The sequence below is a fragment of the Pseudomonas sp. GW821-FHT02A08 genome (assembly GCF_059422045.1).
Genome location: NZ_JBWKWD010000031.1, coordinates 24,787 through 42,479 on the forward strand (window position 1 = coordinate 24,787; position 17,693 = coordinate 42,479).

Sequence of the window (17,693 nt, forward strand, 5' to 3'; positions counted from 1 at the left end):
GGCAAGGCTAACGATTCTGCCGAGTCCGGGCGGCGCCAAACTTCATGCTCAAAGGGGTGTTGCGCCACGCGCGCCCCGCCAAACGAGCAGAAGGCGCCGCGATGGAGTTTGCATTCAGCGACGAACAGGAAATGATCCGCGCATCGGCCGAGGGTTTCCTCGCCGATGTCTCGGATTCTGCCGCCGTGCGCGCGGCAATGGTCAGCGAACGGGGTTTCGACGAAGCCCTCTGGCAGCGTCTGTGCCAGGAAATGTACTGGCCGGCGATTCACATCCCCGAAACCTATGGCGGCCTGGGCCTCGGCTTTGTCGAGCTGACGATCCTGCTGGAACAGATGGGCCGGCGCTTGCTGTGCTCGCCGTTTTTCGCCACCGCCTGCATGGCCACGCCTGCGCTGTTGCTGGCGGCCAATGATGAACAGAAGCAGCGTTGGTTGCCGTCGATTGCCGACGGCAGCATGACCGCGACCCTGGCGTTCAGCAGTGCCAACGGCTGGTCTGCCGATGATGTCCAGGCAACGGTGGTGGCCGAAGGCGACGGGTTTGTCCTCGACGGCACCCTCAAGCATGTACTCGACGGCCATGGCGCCGATCTGTTGATCGTTGCCGCCCGTCAACCCGGAACCACCGGCGAAACGGGCATCAGCCTGTTTGCCGTGAGCGCCGTGCGCGCAGGCATCGAACGACAGATGCTGCCGACCATGGACCAGACTCGGCGCCAGGCGCGGATCCAGCTCAAGGGCCTGTACCTTGAAGCCGACTGCCTGCTGGGTGAGTTCGGCAATGGCTGGTCGCACCTTGAGCGCGTCCTGCAACTGGCCTGCATCGGCCTGGCCGCCGAGCAAACCGGTGGCGCACAGCAAGTGCTCGACCTCAGCGTGGCCTACATGCAGGAGCGCCAACAGTTCGGTCGCCCCATCGCCAGTTTCCAGGCCCTCAAACACCGCGCCGCCGACATGATGCTGCAAGTCGAATGCGCGCGTTCGGCCAGTTACTACGCCGCGTGCGTGGCCCAGGAAGTCCTCGACCCGCAGGGTGATTCGCAGGTCGCGGCCGAACTGCCGCTGGCGGCGGCGCTGGCCAAGGCGCAGTGCTCGGAAACCTACTTCCATTGCGCGTCCGAATCGATCCAGTTGCACGGTGGCGTCGGTTTCACCTGGGAATACGACCCGCACCTCTACTTCAAGCGCGCCCGTGCCAGCGAGAGTTTCCTTGGGTTACCGGCCTGGCATCGCGAGCGCATTGCTTCGGTGATTCTGGGAGAGCAGCCATGAAAATCAGTTTCAGCGAACAGGACGAACGCTTCCGTCGGGAAGTCGCCGACTGGATGAGCGCCAACCTCTGCGGTGAATTCGAAGCCTTGCGTTTTCGCGGCGGCCCGGGCGACGAGCACATGTTTCCCGAGGAGCGCAAAGCCTGGGAGCGCAAGCTTGCCGAGGGCGGCTGGACCTGCGTCGGCTGGGCGCCGGAGCATGGCGGGCGCGGCCTGTCGATCACCCAACAGGTGATCTTCAACGAGGAGTACGCCCGCGCTGGCGGCCCCGGCCGCATGGGCCATATCGGCGAAGGCCTGGCCGGGCCGACCATCGCCGCGTTCGGCACGGTCGAACAGCAACAGCGCTTTTTGCCGGGGATCGTCAGCGGTACGTCGTTCTGGTGCCAGGGCTATTCGGAGCCGGGCGCAGGTTCCGACCTGGCCAACGTCAAGACCCGTGCAACGCTGGATGAAGCGACCGGCCAATGGCTGATCAACGGGCAAAAAGTCTGGACGTCCCTGGCCCATGAGTCGGACTGGTGTTTCGTGATTGCCCGCACCGAACCGGGCAGCGTCGGCCATCGTGGACTGTCGTTCCTGCTGGTGCCCATGGCCCAGACAGAAATTACCGTACGGCCTATCGAGCAACTGACCGGCACCTCGGAATTCAACGAAGTGTTCTTCGACGATGCCCGCACCGACGCCACCAACATCATCGGTGAGCCGGGCGAAGGCTGGAAGATCGCCATGGCGCTGCTCGGCTTTGAGCGGGGTGTGTCGACCCTCGGCCAGCAGATGCAGTTCCAGAACGAACTCAACGAAATCATCGCCATCGCCAAGTCCAACGGTGCCGACCGCGACCCGATCCTGCGTCAGCGCCTGGCCGAGGCCTGGAGCGGGTTGCGGATCATGCGCTACAACTCGCTGCGCATGCTCTCGGGTAGCCAGGACGGTTCGCTGCGCAAGGAGGCAACCATCTACAAGCTGTTCTGGTCGACCTGGCACGCCAGCCTCGGCAAGTTGGCGATGGACGTTCTCGGCGCCGAGGCGGAATTGCTCGAAGCCGCACCCTACCAGTTGACCCGTTTGCAGTCGCTGTACCTGTTCAGCCGTGCCGACACCCTCTACGGCGGCAGCAACGAAATCCAGCGCAACATCATCGCCGAGCGTGCCTTGGGCATGCCCAAAGAGCCGCGTCCGCGCGCCTGAAAGGAGAGAGTTCATGTCTGTACCTCAATATGTTGAAGGTCGCGGCCTGCTGCGCGGCAAGTCGGTACTGATCACCGCCGCCGCCGGTGCCGGTATCGGTTTTTCCGCCGCCGTGCGCGCTGCCGAAGAAGGCTGTCGCGCGCTGATGATCAGCGATATCCATGAAGGCCGGTTGGCCGAAGCGGTGCTGAAGATTCGCGAAACCACCGAGCTGCAGCAGGTCTTCGGCCAGGTCTGCAACGTCGCCGACGAAGCCCAGGTGCAGCAGCTGATCGCCTGCGCCGAGCGTGACCTGCAGGGCGTCGATGTGCTGATCAACAACGCCGGGCTTGGCGGCTCGCGCTTGCTGGTGAACATGGCCGATGAAGAATGGAATCGGGTCATCGACGTGACGCTCACCGGCACCATGCGCATGACCCGCGCCATGCTGCCGAAAATGATGGAGCGGCGTGCCGGGGTCATCGTCAACAACGCCTCGGTACTGGGTTGGCGGGCGCAGAAAGAACAGGCGCACTACGCCGCCGCCAAGGCTGGCGTGATGGCGCTGACCCGCTGCGCAGCGGTCGAGGCCGCCGACTACGGCATCCGCATCAACGCGGTCAGCCCGAGCATTGCCCTGCACGATTTCCTGCGCAAATCCGCACCCCAGGCGGTGCTCGATCAACTGGCCGCCAACGAAGCCTTCGGCCGTGCCGCCGAAGTCTGGGAAGTGGCCAACGTGATGATGTTCCTGGCCAGCGACTACAGCTCCTACATGACCGGCGAAGTGTTGTCGGTGTCCAGCCAGAGGGCGTGACCATGCCACGTATTTTCGACACGCCGATGGCCTTGTTCGACGCCGTGGGCCAATCACTCGGCGCCAGCGACTGGCTATTGCTGGAACAGGGCCGCATCGACTGCTTCGCCGACGCCACCGGCGATCACCAATGGATTCACGTCGATCCGCTCAAGGCCGCCAGCGGCCCGTTTGGTGCCTGCATTGCCCATGGCTACCTGAGTCTGTCGCTGGTCAACCTGTTCCTGCCGCAGATCGTCGAAGTCCGTGGCCTGGCCATGGGGGTCAATTACGGCTGTGAGCGGGTGCGTTTCCCTTCGGTGGTGCGCGTCGGTTCGCGGGTGCGCGGCAGTGCGCAATTGATCGCGGTCGAGGAAGTGAAGGGCGGCGTACAGGCGACCATCCGCGTCAGCGTCGACATCGACGGCGAGGAACGCCCCGGCTGCGTGGTCGACACCATCAGTCGCTATTACCCGGCCTGACCATCAACAGCATTTTCGAGGAATCCAGCATGAAAGAAGCCGTCATCGTTTCCACCGCCCGTACTCCGATCGGCAAAGCCTTTCGCGGTGCGTTCAATGACACCGAGGCGCCGCAACTGGGCGGCCACGTGGTGCGCGAAGCCGTGCGCCGTGCCGGCATCGAGCCGGGCGAAGTGGACGACGTGATCATCGGCGCCGCGGCGCAGCAGGGCACCCAGTCCTACAACCTGGGACGCCTGTGCGCGATTGCTGGCGGCTTGCCGGCATCGGTTGCCGGGATGGCCGTCGAGCGCCAGTGCTCGTCGGGGCTGATGAGTCTCGCCATGGCCGCCAAAGGCATCATGTGCGACGAAATCGACATCGCCGTGGCCGGTGGCCTGGAGTCGATTTCCCTGGTGCAGAACAAGCACAAGAACCTGTATCGCAATCAGTCGGCTTCTGTGATCGAGCTGGACCCGCACGCCTATATCCCGATGATCGAAACCGCCGAGATCGTCTCCGCGCGCTACGGCATCTCCCGCGACGAGCAGGACGAATACAGCTACCAGAGCCAGCTGCGTACCGCACAGGCCCAGAGCGCCGGGCGATTCGACCGGGAACTGGCGCCGCTGACCAGCCGCAAGGCACTGTTCGACAAGGCCACCGGCGAAACCTGCTATGAAACCGTCACCTTGCTGCGTGACGAATGCAACCGCATCGACACCTCTCGCGAAAGCCTGAGCGCCCTGGAACCGGTATGGCCCGGCGGTCAGTGGAGCGACAAAGGTAGATTCATCACCGCCGGCAACGCCTCGCAGCTGTCCGACGGCGCATCGGCTTCGGTGCTGATGAGCGCAAAAATGGCCGAGAAACGTGGCCTGGAACCCCTGGGGATCTATCGCGGCATGGCTGTCGCCGGTTGTAATTCCGACGAGATGGGCATCGGCCCGGTGTACGCCATTCCCAAGCTGCTCAAGCGCCATGGCTTGACCATGGACCACATCGGCCTGTGGGAGTTGAATGAGGCGTTCGCCTGTCAGGTCCTGTATTGCCGCGATACGTTGGGCATTCCGGCCGAGCGTTTGAACGTCAATGGCGGGGCGATTTCCATCGGTCATCCGTTCGGCATGTCTGGTGCGCGGATGGTCGGCCATGCGTTGATCGAAGGTCAGCGCCGTGGTTTGCGTTACGTGGTTGTGAGCATGTGCATCGGTGGCGGCATGGGCGCTGCCGCTCTGTTCGAGGTGGTCTGAATGATCAGCGCAGAGCAGATTCAGGCGACCATGGCCCGCTACGTGGAACTGGTGGATGCCGGCGACATCGACGGCATTCTTGCGCTCTACGCCAATAACGCCACCGTTGAAGACCCGGTCGGCCACGCGCCGTTGCAGGGCATCGACGCCATCTCGCGCTTTTACCGTGAGGGACTGGGGGCGATGAAAGTCTCGGCGACCCGGACCGGCCCGGTGCGCGCGACGCTCAACGGTTGCGGCGCGATGCCGTTCCGGGTCGACATGGAGTGGGGCGGGCAACCGTGCTCGCTGCATGTGATCGACGTGATGGAGTTCGACGCCGACGGCAAGATCCGTTCGATGAAAGCCTTCTGGAGTGAGGTCAACGTGACAGCGCGAGGTGCAGCATGAATCTGGAGCAGCGGATCGCCCGCCTGGAAGCGCTGGAGGACATCCGCCGGCTCAAGCATCGCTACCTCAACGCCTGCGATCTCAAGCAGGTCGAGGTGATTGCCGACTGCTTTGCCGACGGTGAGGTGCTGATCGATTACGGTCCGCTGGGGATCTTTCGTGAGCGCGACAGTTTTGTCGCGCTGTACCGCGAACTGGCCTGCCATGAGCGGGTGATCGACCTGCATCACGGCGCCAACCCGGAAATCGAGGTGCTGAATGAGGATCAGGCCCAGGGCCGTTGGGCCCTGTGGTACTTCAACCTGGATGGCGAGAGCGGGGCGACGCGGCAGTTGGGTGGGTTCTATCAGGACCGTTACCAGCGTATCGCCGGGCAATGGAAGATTGTCGCCACCCGTTTTACCGCTCACTCGGAAGTGGCGCGCCCTTGAACACTGGCGACAATTGTGGCGAGGGGGCTTGCTCCCGCTGGCGGTGTGTCAGGCAATATTGATGTTGGATGTTCCGGCCCCTTCGCGGGCAAGCCCGCTCCCACAGGGGATTGGGGATACTCGCAATGTCGGCGTCACCACAAAAACCTGTGGGAGCGGGCTTGCCCGCGAAGGCGGCGTGTCAGGCAACATCAATGTTGGATGTGTTCAAAGCCATATCGGAATTCTGCGTGCGGCCGGTTTCGTAGTAGGCCTTGAGGTTCTCGGCAATCTGCCTCACGACCTTGTTGAAGGCCTTGGCCAGCAACCTTTCAAACAGCCTGCCACCGCGCAGGCTGTAACGCATTTGCAGGGTGATGTGGGTCGTGTCGCCTTCGCCTTGCAAGGCATAACTGAAACTTGCCTGGCGAAACGGAAAGGGCGAGTCATTGCCGCCCTTGTGCAGCCGCAGCACGAACCCCGTGCCTTCCTGCCACTGCGCCACGGTTTCATCCAGATATTGACCGCCCTTGCGCAACACCCGGCGACTGGCGCCCAAGCCTTCGATTGCGCCAGGATGAAACTGGCTGCCAGTGAGGCCCGGCACATAGTGCGGGGCCAGGCTCAGGTCGCGCAGTTTGGCCCAGGCGGCTTGTGGCGTGAGGTTCAGCACAACGCTGTGGCTGGCTACGGGCATGTCGAAAGTCCTCTTATGAACGGGATTGGGCCGCGTCGAGAAACGCCGGGCGTTCGCCCGCGCCATGCACCGCGATGTCCGCGCCGCTGACGTAACGGGCCAGCTTCGAGGCCAGGTAAAGGCAGGTGTCGCCAATGTCCTCCGGGGTCGCCAGACGTTGTAGCGGAATGGTCGCCGCCACCCGGGCAATGCCCGCTTCGTCACCATAATGCATGGCCGCCTGTTCGGTGAGAATCAGCCCGGCGGTGACGGCGTTGACCCGCACCTTCGGCGCCCATTCCACCGCCAGTGAAGTGGTCAGGTTCAGCAGACCGGCCTTTGCCGCGCCATAAGCGGCGGTGCCGGGGGAAGGGCGGGTGGCGCTGACGCTGCAGATGTTGATGATCGTGCCGCCGTCGGCCTGGGCCTGCATCACCTGGTTGGCCTGCTGGCACAGGTTCAGTGGTGCGATCAGGTTCAAACGAATGATTGCCTCGCTGAAACGCGGCGAGGCGCTGGCTGCGTCGGCATTCGGTGAGCCACCGGCGTTGTTGACCAGCACATCGAGGCGGCCGAAGCGCTCGACGATTTGCGCGATCAAGTGCCCGGATTGCTCGACATCCCGCAGGTCGCAGGGCACGAACAGCGCCTCGCGCCCGTCGCTGGCGGGCACGGATTGCGGGGCTTCGCGACCGCAAATCACCACCTCGGCGCCGCAGTCGAGAAAGCGCTGGCTGATGCCGCGCCCCACACCTTTTCCACCGCCAGTGACCAGTACCACTTTGCCGCGAAAGTCCATCGGATCAAGCATGGGAATTCTCTTTTTGTCGCTCGGGAATGCTGTCGATGCTAGGTCCGCAGCCTTGCGCAGGCCAACGTCCAAAGGGACTAGGTAGTCTTGTCGGACGATGTTGCGCACCCGGCCCCTCGGAATAATCCGACTACAACAACAGGCCGGGAGGACACCTTATGGGCGCTTCAGCGCAAGGGCACTTCGTTACGCTGCCGGATGGTTTGCAGCTGCGCTATGTGGATATAAGCGGGAAGGATGGCGGCAGCGGCGAGCCGGTGATTTTCATTCATGGCAGCGGGCCGGGTGCCAGCGGTCACAGCAATTTCAAGCAGAACTACCCGGTGTTCGCCGAGGCCGGTTACCGGGTGATTGTCCCGGATTTGCCGGGCTACGGCGCTTCGGACAAACCCGACACCCTCTACACCCTGGACTTCTTTGTCACAGCGCTAAGCAGTTTGCTCAATGCCCTCGACATCCAGCGCTGCGTGCTGGTCGGCAACTCCCTGGGCGGCGCGATCGCGATCAAACTGGCCCTCGACCAACCGCAGCGTGTCAGCCGTCTGGTGCTGATGGCCCCCGGTGGCCTGATGGAAAAGGAACAGTATTACCTGCAAATGGAAGGCATCCAGAAAATGGGTGCGGCCTTCGCCAAGGGTGAGCTGAACGACGCGGCGGGCATGCGTCGCCTGCTGGCCCTGCAACTGTTCGATGAAAGCCTGATCAGCGACGAAACGGTCAACGAGCGCGTGGCCGTGGTGCAACAGCAACCGGTGTGTGTGCTGTCGACCATGCAGGTGCCGAACATGACGTCGCGCCTGGGTGAGTTGCAGTGCCCGATCCTCGGTTTCTGGGGCATGAACGACAAGTTCTGCCCGTCCTCCGGTGCCCAGACCCTGCTTGAACACTGCAGCAACATCCGTTTCGTGATGCTCAGCGAGTGCGGGCATTGGGTCCAGGTCGAGTACCGTGACTTTTTCAACCGCCAGTGCCTGGCGTTTCTTCAGGAGGCCCGCGGATGAGCGTGCAATTGCGCCGTGAGTTCGGCGAAGAGCTTTATCAGGCGCTACTCAGCGGCTCCACCCTGGCGCCGCTGACCGAGCGCTGGCCGTCGATCAGCATCGAAGACGCCTATCACATTTCCCTGTACGCCATTGAGCGTCGGGTGGCGGCCGGTGACCAGATCGTCGGCAAGAAAATCGGCGTGACCTCGGCGGCGGTGCAGCAGATGCTCAACGTGCATCAACCGGATTTCGGTTTCATCACGCGGCAGATGTCGTTCGATGACGATGCGCAAATTTCCCTGTCCGCCAACAAACTGATCCAGCCCCGTGCCGAGGGCGAGATCGCCTTCAAGCTCAAGCATGATCTGGTCGGCCCCGGCATCACCGAAGCCGACGTGCTGGCCGCCACCGACTACGTGATGCCGTGCTTCGAGATCGTCGACTCGCGGATTCACGACTGGCGCATTCGAATCCAGGACACCGTCGCAGACAACGCCTCTTGCGGCGTGTTCGTGCTGGGCGACAGCAAGGTCGACCCCCGTGAGCTGGACTTGCCGAACTTGCGCATGCGTGTGTTCAAGAATGGTTTACCCCTGAGTGAAGGGCTGGGCTCGGCGGTGCAGGGCAATCCGCTGACCGCCGTGGCCTGGCTGGCCAACACCCTGGGCGCCTTCGGCATTCCGTTCAAGGCCGGGGAAATCATCCTGTCCGGCTCCCTGGTACCGCTGGAACCGGCCCGTGTCGGCGACCGATTTGAATTGACCATTGATGGCCTGGGCAGTGCCCGGGTGTCTTTCTGCGCCTGACTTTTGGAGTTTTAAACCAATGAGCAAAAAACTCAGAGCGGCCATTATCGGCCCGGGCAACATCGGCACCGATCTGCTGATGAAAATGTGCCGATCGCAATGGATCGAACCGGTGTGGATGGTCGGCGTCGATCCTGAATCCGAAGGCCTGAAGCGTGCCCGGGAAATGGGCATCAAAACCACCGCCGGCGGCGTCGACGGTTTGCTGCCCCACGTGCTCGACGATGACATTCGTATTGCCTTCGATGCCACCTCGGCCTACGTGCATGCGCAAAACAGCCGCAAGCTCAACGAACTGGGGGTGATCATGATCGACCTCACTCCGGCGGCTATCGGCCCGTTCTGCGTGCCGCCGGTCAACCTCAAGGAGCACGCGTCGAGCCTGGCGATGAACGTCAACATGGTCACCTGCGGTGGCCAGGCGACCATCCCGATGGTGGCGGCGGTGTCGCGGGTGCAGCCGGTGAGCTACGGCGAAATCGTTGCGACGGTCTCTTCCGGTTCGGTTGGCCCGGGCACCCGGCAGAACATCGATGAATTCACTCGTACCACGGCCGGTGCGGTGGAGAAGATCGGCGGTGCCCGACGCGGCAAGGCGATCATCGTGATCAACCCGGCCGAGCCGCCGTTGATGATGCGCGATACCATCCACTGCCTGACCGATGACGAGCCGAACCAGGATGCGATCCGCACCTCGGTGCTGGAGATGGTCCGCGAGGTGCAGCGCTATGTGCCCGGCTACAAGCTGATCAACGGGCCGGTGTTCGATGGGCGCAAAGTGTCGATTTTCATCGAGGTCGAAGGCCTCGGCGATTTCCTGCCAAAGTCCGCCGGCAACCTCGACATCATGACCGCCGCAGGTTTGCGTACCGCCGAGATGTTCGCCGAAGAAGCCCACAAGGGCACCCTGCATTTGCCTGCCCGTTGAGTGGAGAATCACTATGAATTTGCAAGGTAAGAGCGTCCGTCTGCATGACATGAGCCTGCGCGACGGCATGCACGCCAAACAGCACCAGATCAGTATCGAACAAATGGTTTCGGTGGCCACCGGCCTCGATGCGGCCGGTGTGCCGCTGATCGAAATCACCCACGGCGATGGCCTGGGCGGTGCGTCGCTGAACTACGGCTTCCCTGCCCACAGTGACGAGGAATACTTCGCAGCCGTGATCCCGAAGATGAAGCAAGCCAGGGTTTCGGCCCTGTTGTTGCCGGGGATCGGCACCCTCGACCACCTGAAGATGGCCCATGAACACGGCGTGTCGACCATTCGTGTGGCGACCCACTGCACCGAGGCAGACGTGTCCGGCCAGCACATCGGCATGTCGGCGAAGATGGGCCTGGACACCGTCGGCTTCCTGATGATGGCGCACATGGTCAGCCCGGAGAAACTGCTGGAACAGGCGCGCCTGATGGAGAGCTACGGCGCCAATTGCATCTACTGCACCGACTCGGCCGGCTACATGCTGCCCGATGAAGTGACGCAAAAAATCGGTGCCCTGCGCGCCGGGTTGAACGCCGGGACCGAAGTCGGTTTTCACGGCCACCACAACATGGGCATGGCCATCGCCAACTCCCTGGCCGCCATCGAGGCCGGTGCTGCACGGATCGATGGCTCCGTTGCGGGCCTTGGCGCGGGGGCGGGCAATACGCCGCTGGAGGTGTTTGTCGCGGTGCTGGAGCGGATGGGCGTCAACAGTGGTGTCGATTTGTACCGGATCATGGATGTCGCCGAGGACCTGGTGGTGCCGATGATGGACCAGCCGATCCGCCTCGATCGTGATGCGTTGACGCTGGGTTATGCCGGGGTCTACAGCTCGTTCCTGTTGTTCGCCAAGCGTGCCGAGCAGAAGTACGGTATTGCTGCTCGCGAGCTGCTGGTGGAACTGGGCCGACGCGGAACCGTGGGTGGCCAGGAAGACATGATCGAAGACCTTGCGCTGACCCTGTCGCGGGCCAGGGGTGTACTGCCGACCTGATTATTGCGGCCATAAAAAAACCACCGATGATCCGGTGGTTTTTTTATGGCCGGAGGAAACCGTGCTCAAGGCAGCAGGTTGCGCACCACGGGCGGATAGCAATTGATCGCCGCGCTCGAACAGCTGAAGTAGGCAGTGGTCGGTCGGAAGGCTTCGTTCTTGAACAGCTGGCACAGACTGGTGGAAGTACCCGCACAGAGGATGATGAACAGAGCACAAGTCGTTTTGCGCATGATGAGTCTCGACACGGTTTTATTGTTGTAGAGACAGGGTATGGCGACGGTTCGCCAGTGGCTTCGTCCGAATGGACTAGATGATTGATTTGAAGCTGTCCCTTCACTTGTGGGTGCTCCCGGGATCTGCAGCCTGGCTGCAATCCCCTGTGGGAGCGGGCTTGCTCGCGAAGGCGGCGGGTCAGGAGACATGGATGCTGGATTTACCGGCCCCTTCGCGAGCAAGCCCGCTCCCACAGGTTCAGTGGCTGTACGCAAAATCTGCGAACTACTCAAATCACTGTGGGAGCGGGCTTGCTCGCGAAAGCGGAGTGTCAGGCGACGTGGATGCTGGATGTGCCGACCTGAGCGCGAGCAAGCTCGCTCCCACAGGTACTGATGGGTGTCAGGTTCGTTGGGCGAGGGCGCCTATTGCCATGAACAGCGCCGCAATCGCCCGGGCCTCATGCAATTCACCACGGGCCACCAGTTCGGGGATCTGCGCCAGGGGTACTCGAAGGCATTCAAGTGGCTCGGGTTCGTCGCCTTCAAGTTGGCAGGGGCTCAGTTGTTCGGCCAGTACCACCCGGTAGCGATGGCACAAATGCCCTGGTGCCAGCGTCAGTTCGCCCAGCTCGGTGAGGCGGGCGGCGCGCATGCCGACTTCTTCGCTCAGCTCGCGCTGTGCCGCCTGCAAATAGTCTTCATCGGGCTCGGCACCGCCCTTGGGCAGGCCGAGAATGGTTTTTTCCACACCGACCGCGTATTCGCGCACCAGCAGCACATGCGCAGGATCAGGCATCGCCACCAGCATCACCGAGCGATAACCGGTGCCGCGCAGGCGTTCGTAGACCCGTTGCTGGCCGTTGCTGAATTGCAGGTGCAGGGCTTCGATCTGAAAGTGGCCGCTTTGCGCCAGCAGTTCAGTCTTGAGGATGGTTGGGCAGTTGCGCATGGGGCAGTCCCCTGTTTGGGATAAGGACACTGTGCGCTGTACAACGGGAGCCGCCATCGTCCGAGCGGACGAGGGCGGCAATGAGGGTCAGCCGAGGGTCGCCACGCTGCGCAGGATCAGGCGCACCAGCATGGTCTGGCGGGTCACGCCGGTCTTGGAGAAGGTCGAGCGCAGGTGTGCCCGCGAGGTATTGCGGCTGATGCCCAGCTCTTCCGACGCTTCGTCGAGGGTCAAGCCGTTGGCCAGCAGCATCGCCAGCTGGGTTTCCGCCGGGGTGAAGTCAAACAGTGCGCGAACGATTTCCTGCGGTGCGGTGGACTGTTGTTCCGGGTCGCTGATGAAAATCACCACGGTCGGGCACTGCTTGCCTTCGCTCCAGTCGGTCAATGGCACCGAGCGCACGATGATCCCCAGATCCGCTTTTCCGGACGGCCTCTGCACGCGCAGGGCTTCGACCACCGACGGGTTGCTGCTCTTTTGCGACAGCAGCGACTGCTTGACCAGTCGGCGGAACTCCTGGGTGTCCCGGGCCGTACCGACCTGCAGGCCATCGTTGACCAGTTTGATGCCGTCCTTTTCCTGGATCAGCCGGTCGGCGACCTGGTTGGTCTGCAGCACCTTGCCGGACTCGTCGAGGATGATGGTGCCGACCGCCATCTGGTTCACCGCGCCGGCGTACAGGTTGCGCTCGGCTTCGATGCGGTTGAGCTGCATGTGGATCTTGATCGAGCGCTCCAGGTGCGCAATGAAATGCGTGAGCATGGCCTTTTCTTCGTTGCCGAAAGGCTTGTCGTCACGTCCGCGGCTGATGCGAATGCGGCACTGGGCACCGTCGACGGTGTTGATGTCGGCACCGAGGATGTGGAACACGTCCACCGGTTCAAGGAAGTTCTTGTAGAACTCGGAGTTCTGCCAGTCGTCGTTGGAGACGAACTCGGCGAGGGTCACGACCTGGCGGTTGGGCAGGTCGACGAACGGGTCGAGGCTGAAAAAGTGTTTGTTGTACGACGCGGTCGCCTCCGTCGAGGTGCCGGTGGTGTTGACCATCAGGCCGTCCACGTGGGCGCTGGGCGGACGCAGGATGAAGGTCACGTACTTGCTGTTCAGATGCACATTGAGCTGATTGAGAAAAGTCGCCCAGGGAATGGTTTCCAGCGGACCCTGATAGAGGTTGCCGATCAAATCACTGAACGTATCGAGGCTGAGGCTCTGCTGCATAGGGAAAACCGTTTTTATTATTAGCGTTGGCGGTGGCCGAGAATAAGCGCCGGTATCGACTCCTTGCAACGCTCGGGCTCCGGGCCTGACAGGCGGCTGCCGGTCAGGCCCGGGGCGGGCGAAAAGCCGCTGGCGTCAGACCCGTTCGCTGGCCCGCACGACAAACTTCTTGTGTTCGGCCACGTCCGCCGACAGCGCCTGGACATCGGTGTAGAACTGCTCGTACCAACGGCGCAACTGATAGACCGGGCCGTCGCCATCACACAGCAGCGGGTTGTCGACGCGGGTCTTGCTGTGCCAGATGGCCACGTCTTCGTAGAAGGCTGCCTGCGCCTGCGCTACGTAGGCCTTGGCCATCGCCTGGTTCTGCTCTTCGCTTAGCCCCGGGATCTTCTTCACCAGCACGCCATAGCGCAGGGTGAAACTGTCCAGGTCGATCGGCACGTGACAGTTGAGCAGGATCGAGTGGATCGGCTGGCCGTTCATGGCGCCGTTCATTTCGGTGATCTGATAGGCCGGGCCGAAGTAGGTGGCTTCGGTGGTCAGCACGCTGTCGCCGGACAGGCGCTCACTGCGGGCGCGCATGATCTGGGTGGCCAGGTGGCCCTGGAAAATATTGATGAACTCGTCGACCGGCGCGCCGTGCACGGTGCCGAAGTGTGCCATGTCGGCGATATTGTCGATCAGTTCACGGCAGTTGGTGCCAATCTGTAGCTCGGCGACTTCCCACGCCGCCCATTCGTCGTTGTAGCAGGCGTCGATGCGCGGAATGCGTTGTTCCGGCAGCGGCGGGTTGCCTTCGGGGTCGTTCCAGACGAACAGCAGCTGGTTTTCTTCCATGATCGGCCAGCTTTTGATTTTGGCCCGTGGCGGAATGCGTTTGGCGTAAGGAATGTCATCGCAGACGCCGTCCGCGCCCCAGCGCCAGGCGTGGAACGGACAGCGGATCGAGTTGCCTTCGACGCAACCGGTGCTCAGGTCCGCGCCCATGTGCGGGCAGTAGCCATCCAGAATATGCAGCTCGCCGTCTTCACCCTGGAACGCCACCAGGCGGGTGCCGAACACCTCCAGGCGGTGGGCCTTGCCGTCGCGGTATTGCGCGGCCAGGCCCAGGCAATGCCAGCCGCGGGCGTAGCGGTCTTCCAGCAGTTTGGCTTCGATGCGGTGCAGGGTACTCATCTTATTATTCTCCCAAGGGATCACGGGTTTGGCGCATGTAACGGATTCTGCCGCCCCTGTAAAAGCGGGCATCGTCTGAATGGACGATGGCTGCTTTAAGCAGGCCCGCTCTACTGGCGCCATTGGACCCATGGCAGGAGTTGGCGATGAGTAATGAACAAGGGCCGGTAGCGGTGATTACCGGGGCCGCCAGTGGTATTGGCCGTGGCCTGGCCGAACACGCGGCGACGCTGGGCATGCGCCTGGTGCTGGCGGATCGGGATGCAGCGGGCCTGCAAGCCCTGTGCGACGAATTGAAGGCGCGCGGTGTGCAAGCGATTGACTGCGTCACCGATGTCGGTGATATGAAGCAGGTCGAGCGCTTGCGTGACCAGGCTGTCGATCACTTTGGCGGGGTCGACCTGCTGTTCAACAATGCCGGCGTGATGCAAACCGGCTTCAGCTGGGAAGTCACCGAGGCGCAGTGGCAGCGCATGCTGGACGTCAACCTCAACGGCGTGATCAACGGCATTCGCAGCTTTGTGCCGCTGTTGCTTCGTCAGGGCCGGGCCGCCCATGTGATCAACACGGCATCCCTTGCCGGACTGGTCAGCAGCCCGCTGGTGGCGCCGTACAACGTGACCAAGCAGGCGGTGGTCGCGCTCTCGGAAACCCTGCATTACGAACTCGCCATGCTCGGTGCGCCGGTGTCGGTTTCGGTGCTGTGCCCGGGGCCGGTGGCCAGTGAAATCATGGCGTCGAACCAGGTGGTGGACAGCGCCGGATCCGACTTCAGCCAACTGCTCGACAGCACCATTCGCCAAGGCATGACCCCGGCGGAACTGGCCGCGCAAGTGTTCGCCGCCGTCGCGCAAAAACGCTTCTGGATCCTGCCTCACAAGGGTTTCAAACCGGCTCTTGAACGCCGGGTACAAAGCATCCTGGGCGAGACCAATCCGCAGTTTCAAATGGCCGACGTAGAGGACGATGCCCATGCCGCTCGATAAGCAGATCGCTGGGGTTCTCCAGCAGTTTCGCGACATCCCGGAGCCCGATTTCAGCCAGGTCGATGCCGCTCAGTACCGGCAGTTCTCCGACAACCTGCTGCCGGCCATCCCCGGCGATCCGATGAGCGAGGTGCGCGACCTGCGGGTGGCCGGTGCGGACGGTGATCTGGACGCACGGCTGTACCGGCCATCGCAAGCACCCGACTTGCCATTGCTGGTGTTTTTCCATGGCGGCGGATTCGTCATGGGCAATCTCGATACCCACGACAATCTCTGCCGTTCGCTGGCCCGTCAGACCGAGGCGGTGGTGGTGTCCGTGGCTTATCGATTGGCCCCGGAACACCCGTTCCCGGCGGCGCCCCTCGATTGCTATGCGGCCACCTGCTGGCTGGTTGAGCACGCGGCTGAACTGCGCGTCGATGGCAGCCGACTGGCCGTGGCCGGGGACAGTGCGGGTGGCAATCTGGCACTGGCGGTCAGCCAATTGGCGGCGCAACGCAAGGGACCGAAGATCAGCTATCAATGCCTGTTCTACCCGGTCACCGATGCCGGATGTGACAGTCAGTCCTTCGAGGAATTCGCCGAAAGTTACCTGCTTTGCGCCAAGGCGATGCGCTGGTTCTGGCAGCAATACCTGCAAGAGGATGGACAGGCGGATGATCCGTTGGCCTCGCCATTGCGAGCCGAAAGCCTGGCAAACTTGCCGCCGACCACATTGTTCACCGCCGGGTTCGATCCGCTGCGGGACGAGGGCGAGGCATTGGCCGAGTGCCTGCGCGAAGCCGGTGTGCCGGTGCGCGCGCAGCGTTACGAAGGCATGATTCACGGCTTTATCAGCATGACACCTTTTGTTGAAGCCGCAGCCCAAGCGTTGTCAGAGGCTTGCGCTGATCTGCGTGGAGCACTCCAATGAGCAGCCTGGCGTTCAACACGGTGCCGCAACTGATCGAGGCCATTGGCGCCGGTCACATGGTGGTGATCACCGACGACGAACACAACGGCGAAGGCTCGTTGCTGATGGCCGCCGAACAGGCCGGGGCCGAGGCCGTCACCTTCATGGCGGTGCAGGCGCGCGGGCTGATTTGCCTGGCCCTGACCGAGCAGCGCTGCCGCGCGCTGGGCCTGGACTTGATGGTGCCCAACTCCCGGGCGCAGCATGGCGTGGGTTTTACCCGCTCGATCGAAGCCGCCACCGGGGTGTCCACGGGTATCTCGGCGGCGGACCGGGCGCGATCGATCCAGGTGGCGGTCGACCCGGCCAGCGTTCCGACGGACCTGGTGCAACCGGGGCATATCTTCCCGGTGCAAGCCTTGCCCGGTGGCGTAATGCAGCGGGCCGGACATGTCGAGGCCGCTTGCGACCTGACGCGACTGGCGGGGCTGCAACCGGCGGCAACCCTGGTGGGCATTCTCAACGAAGACGGCGAACTGGCCCGTGGCGCCGAGTTGCATGAATTCGCCCAGCGCCATGGCTTGCGGATCGGCACCATTGCCGACCTGATTCACTACCGCATCCTGCATGAAGGCACGATCGAACGCGGCGGCGAATATCCGTTGCAAACCCGCCACGGCGAGTTCCAGGTGACCACTTATCAGGATACCTACCAGGGTTCGCTGCACCTGGCGCTGGTCAAGGGCCGGATCGACAGCACGCAACCGGCGCTGGTGCGGGTGCAAAGCATCGAGACGTTGCGCGACGTTCTTGGCTGTGAAAGCGAAGGCGGATCGCAGCAGTGGACCCTCGAACGCTCGCTGGCGAGCATCGCCGCCGCCGGTAACGGCGTACTGGTGTTGCTGGCTCAAAAGGAAACCGCCGACGGCGTGCTCGAACAACTGCGTCAGCGCACCGGAGGCAAGCTGCGTACGCCGCAGTTTCCGCAACGGACCCTGGGCATCGGCGCGCAGATCCTGCGCGATCAGAACGTGCGCAAAATGCGCCTGATGAGCTCGCCGGTGCCCTACAAGGCCGTGTCCGGGTTTGATCTGGAGGTGATCGAGTTTGTGCCGTTTCAACCGGCAGGCTAGAGCAAACCCATGACCCAGTGGGAGAGGGCATGCTCCGGGCGGTGCTCCGATGAAGACGGAGTGACATTCGACAGGCGTCGTCTGTCAGGCCGTCCTTTTCATCATCCTTGACC

20 protein-coding genes are annotated in these 17,693 nt (G+C 62.8%); 14 read left to right on the forward strand and 6 right to left on the reverse strand.

The window, feature by feature from the left end; translation table 11 throughout:
* Nucleotides 1-101 precede the first annotated feature (101 nt).
* Genes AC07W4_RS20475 through AC07W4_RS20505 form a run of 7 tightly spaced genes read left to right on the forward strand, consistent with a single transcriptional unit; the run spans nt 102 to nt 5,774 of the window.
* Nucleotides 102-1,274 (forward strand): acyl-CoA dehydrogenase family protein, encoded by a 1,173-nt coding sequence (locus AC07W4_RS20475; protein WP_495033742.1) that lies wholly within the window; start codon nt 102-104, stop codon nt 1,272-1,274.
* The gene (locus AC07W4_RS20480; protein WP_495033743.1) at nt 1,271-2,464 is read left to right on the forward strand and encodes an acyl-CoA dehydrogenase family protein; all 1,194 of its coding nucleotides are present in this window, start codon (nt 1,271-1,273) and stop codon (nt 2,462-2,464) included. Before AC07W4_RS20475 ends, AC07W4_RS20480 begins: the two co-directional genes overlap by 4 nt.
* A gap of 13 nt (nt 2,465-2,477) precedes the next feature.
* Nucleotides 2,478-3,260 (forward strand): SDR family oxidoreductase, encoded by a 783-nt coding sequence (locus AC07W4_RS20485; RefSeq protein ID WP_495033744.1) that lies wholly within the window; start codon nt 2,478-2,480, stop codon nt 3,258-3,260.
* 2 nt (nt 3,261-3,262) lie between these two features.
* On the forward strand, nt 3,263-3,721 hold the full coding sequence (locus AC07W4_RS20490; RefSeq protein ID WP_495033745.1) for a MaoC family dehydratase: 459 nt from the start codon (nt 3,263-3,265) through the stop codon (nt 3,719-3,721).
* 29 nt (nt 3,722-3,750) lie between these two features.
* A complete protein-coding gene (locus tag AC07W4_RS20495; protein WP_495033746.1) occupies nt 3,751-4,953 on the forward strand; it encodes an acetyl-CoA C-acyltransferase in 1,203 nt (400 codons plus the stop codon).
* A complete protein-coding gene (locus tag AC07W4_RS20500; RefSeq protein ID WP_495033747.1) occupies nt 4,954-5,343 on the forward strand; it encodes a nuclear transport factor 2 family protein in 390 nt (129 codons plus the stop codon).
* Nucleotides 5,340-5,774, forward strand: a complete 435-nt coding sequence (locus AC07W4_RS20505) for a nuclear transport factor 2 family protein (RefSeq protein WP_495033748.1) — start codon at nt 5,340-5,342, stop codon at nt 5,772-5,774. Before AC07W4_RS20500 ends, AC07W4_RS20505 begins: the two co-directional genes overlap by 4 nt.
* Nucleotides 5,775-5,955: 181 nt before the next feature.
* On the opposite strand, the gene AC07W4_RS20510 is transcribed toward AC07W4_RS20505, so the two are convergent.
* Nucleotides 5,956-6,450 (reverse strand): SRPBCC family protein, encoded by a 495-nt coding sequence (locus AC07W4_RS20510; protein WP_495033749.1) that lies wholly within the window; start codon nt 6,448-6,450, stop codon nt 5,956-5,958.
* A gap of 13 nt (nt 6,451-6,463) precedes the next feature.
* On the reverse strand, nt 6,464-7,240 hold the full coding sequence (locus AC07W4_RS20515; RefSeq protein ID WP_495033750.1) for an SDR family oxidoreductase: 777 nt from the start codon (nt 7,238-7,240) through the stop codon (nt 6,464-6,466).
* Nucleotides 7,241-7,398: 158 nt separating this feature from the next.
* Between AC07W4_RS20515 and AC07W4_RS20520 the strand changes: the two genes are divergently transcribed.
* Genes AC07W4_RS20520 through dmpG form a run of 4 tightly spaced genes read left to right on the forward strand, consistent with a single transcriptional unit; the run spans nt 7,399 to nt 11,005 of the window.
* The gene (locus tag AC07W4_RS20520; protein ID WP_495033751.1) at nt 7,399-8,241 is read left to right on the forward strand and encodes an alpha/beta fold hydrolase; all 843 of its coding nucleotides are present in this window, start codon (nt 7,399-7,401) and stop codon (nt 8,239-8,241) included.
* Nucleotides 8,238-9,029 carry a fumarylacetoacetate hydrolase family protein gene (locus AC07W4_RS20525; protein ID WP_495033752.1) on the forward strand — a complete coding sequence of 264 codons (792 nt, stop codon included), beginning with the start codon at nt 8,238-8,240 and terminating at the stop codon, nt 9,027-9,029. Before AC07W4_RS20520 ends, AC07W4_RS20525 begins: the two co-directional genes overlap by 4 nt.
* Nucleotides 9,030-9,048: 19 nt before the next feature.
* Nucleotides 9,049-9,957: an acetaldehyde dehydrogenase (acetylating) gene (locus tag AC07W4_RS20530; RefSeq protein ID WP_008048782.1), complete on the forward strand. Its 909-nt coding sequence runs from the start codon at nt 9,049-9,051 to the stop codon at nt 9,955-9,957.
* Nucleotides 9,958-9,970: 13 nt separating this feature from the next.
* Nucleotides 9,971-11,005, forward strand: coding sequence for a 4-hydroxy-2-oxovalerate aldolase (dmpG, locus tag AC07W4_RS20535; protein WP_495033753.1), 1,035 nt, complete (start codon nt 9,971-9,973; stop codon nt 11,003-11,005).
* 65 nt (nt 11,006-11,070) lie between these two features.
* On the opposite strand, the gene AC07W4_RS20540 is transcribed toward dmpG, so the two are convergent.
* From AC07W4_RS20540 to AC07W4_RS20555, 4 genes are all read right to left on the reverse strand, one after another.
* On the reverse strand, nt 11,071-11,238 hold the full coding sequence (locus AC07W4_RS20540; protein WP_495033754.1) for a hypothetical protein: 168 nt from the start codon (nt 11,236-11,238) through the stop codon (nt 11,071-11,073).
* A 385-nt stretch (nt 11,239-11,623) separates the two neighbouring features.
* On the reverse strand, nt 11,624-12,172 hold the full coding sequence (gene nudE, locus AC07W4_RS20545) for an ADP compounds hydrolase NudE (RefSeq protein WP_008048785.1): 549 nt from the start codon (nt 12,170-12,172) through the stop codon (nt 11,624-11,626).
* 87 nt (nt 12,173-12,259) lie between these two features.
* Nucleotides 12,260-13,390: a helix-turn-helix transcriptional regulator gene (locus AC07W4_RS20550; protein WP_008048786.1), complete on the reverse strand. Its 1,131-nt coding sequence runs from the start codon at nt 13,388-13,390 to the stop codon at nt 12,260-12,262.
* Between the two features lie 135 nt (nt 13,391-13,525).
* Entirely contained in the window at nt 13,526-14,569 is a 1,044-nt protein-coding gene (locus AC07W4_RS20555) for a 3-ketosteroid-9-alpha-monooxygenase, oxygenase component (protein WP_495033755.1), read from the reverse strand.
* Between the two features lie 146 nt (nt 14,570-14,715).
* On the opposite strand from AC07W4_RS20555, the gene AC07W4_RS20560 reads away from it, so the two are divergent.
* The 3 genes from AC07W4_RS20560 to AC07W4_RS20570 are packed head-to-tail and all read left to right on the forward strand — an operon-like array spanning nt 14,716 to nt 17,580.
* Nucleotides 14,716-15,555, forward strand: coding sequence for an SDR family NAD(P)-dependent oxidoreductase (locus AC07W4_RS20560; RefSeq protein WP_495033756.1), 840 nt, complete (start codon nt 14,716-14,718; stop codon nt 15,553-15,555).
* Nucleotides 15,542-16,468, forward strand: a complete 927-nt coding sequence (gene lipP1, locus AC07W4_RS20565; RefSeq protein ID WP_495033757.1) for a LipP1 family hormone-sensitive lipase — start codon at nt 15,542-15,544, stop codon at nt 16,466-16,468. Before AC07W4_RS20560 ends, lipP1 begins: the two co-directional genes overlap by 14 nt.
* Complete coding sequence (locus AC07W4_RS20570; protein ID WP_495033758.1) at nt 16,465-17,580, forward strand: 3,4-dihydroxy-2-butanone-4-phosphate synthase; 1,116 nt, start codon at nt 16,465-16,467, stop codon at nt 17,578-17,580. Before lipP1 ends, AC07W4_RS20570 begins: the two co-directional genes overlap by 4 nt.
* The last annotated feature ends 113 nt before the right edge of the window (nt 17,581-17,693 follow it).

Excerpts from the sequence above, each read along its gene's own strand:
- dmpG (WP_495033753.1), top strand. The coding sequence starts at position 9,971 with ATGAATTTGCAAGGTAAGAGCGTCCGTCTGCATGACATGAGCCTGCGC.
- AC07W4_RS20540 (WP_495033754.1), bottom strand. The coding sequence starts at position 11,238 with ATGCGCAAAACGACTTGTGCTCTGTTCATCATCCTCTGTGCGGGTACT.
- AC07W4_RS20485 (WP_495033744.1), top strand. The coding sequence starts at position 2,478 with ATGTCTGTACCTCAATATGTTGAAGGTCGCGGCCTGCTGCGCGGCAAG.
- AC07W4_RS20525 (WP_495033752.1), top strand. The coding sequence starts at position 8,238 with ATGAGCGTGCAATTGCGCCGTGAGTTCGGCGAAGAGCTTTATCAGGCG.
- AC07W4_RS20520 (WP_495033751.1), top strand. The coding sequence starts at position 7,399 with ATGGGCGCTTCAGCGCAAGGGCACTTCGTTACGCTGCCGGATGGTTTG.
- AC07W4_RS20510 (WP_495033749.1), bottom strand. The coding sequence starts at position 6,450 with ATGCCCGTAGCCAGCCACAGCGTTGTGCTGAACCTCACGCCACAAGCC.
- AC07W4_RS20500 (WP_495033747.1), top strand. The coding sequence starts at position 4,954 with ATGATCAGCGCAGAGCAGATTCAGGCGACCATGGCCCGCTACGTGGAA.
- AC07W4_RS20505 (WP_495033748.1), top strand. The coding sequence starts at position 5,340 with ATGAATCTGGAGCAGCGGATCGCCCGCCTGGAAGCGCTGGAGGACATC.
- AC07W4_RS20570 (WP_495033758.1), top strand. The coding sequence starts at position 16,465 with ATGAGCAGCCTGGCGTTCAACACGGTGCCGCAACTGATCGAGGCCATT.
- AC07W4_RS20530 (WP_008048782.1), top strand. The coding sequence starts at position 9,049 with ATGAGCAAAAAACTCAGAGCGGCCATTATCGGCCCGGGCAACATCGGC.
- AC07W4_RS20515 (WP_495033750.1), bottom strand. The coding sequence starts at position 7,240 with ATGCTTGATCCGATGGACTTTCGCGGCAAAGTGGTACTGGTCACTGGC.
- lipP1 (WP_495033757.1), top strand. The coding sequence starts at position 15,542 with ATGCCGCTCGATAAGCAGATCGCTGGGGTTCTCCAGCAGTTTCGCGAC.
- AC07W4_RS20550 (WP_008048786.1), bottom strand. The coding sequence starts at position 13,390 with ATGCAGCAGAGCCTCAGCCTCGATACGTTCAGTGATTTGATCGGCAAC.
- AC07W4_RS20560 (WP_495033756.1), top strand. The coding sequence starts at position 14,716 with ATGAGTAATGAACAAGGGCCGGTAGCGGTGATTACCGGGGCCGCCAGT.
- AC07W4_RS20480 (WP_495033743.1), top strand. The coding sequence starts at position 1,271 with ATGAAAATCAGTTTCAGCGAACAGGACGAACGCTTCCGTCGGGAAGTC.
- nudE (WP_008048785.1), bottom strand. The coding sequence starts at position 12,172 with ATGCGCAACTGCCCAACCATCCTCAAGACTGAACTGCTGGCGCAAAGC.
- AC07W4_RS20475 (WP_495033742.1), top strand. The coding sequence starts at position 102 with ATGGAGTTTGCATTCAGCGACGAACAGGAAATGATCCGCGCATCGGCC.
- AC07W4_RS20490 (WP_495033745.1), top strand. The coding sequence starts at position 3,263 with ATGCCACGTATTTTCGACACGCCGATGGCCTTGTTCGACGCCGTGGGC.
- AC07W4_RS20495 (WP_495033746.1), top strand. The coding sequence starts at position 3,751 with ATGAAAGAAGCCGTCATCGTTTCCACCGCCCGTACTCCGATCGGCAAA.
- AC07W4_RS20555 (WP_495033755.1), bottom strand. The coding sequence starts at position 14,569 with ATGAGTACCCTGCACCGCATCGAAGCCAAACTGCTGGAAGACCGCTAC.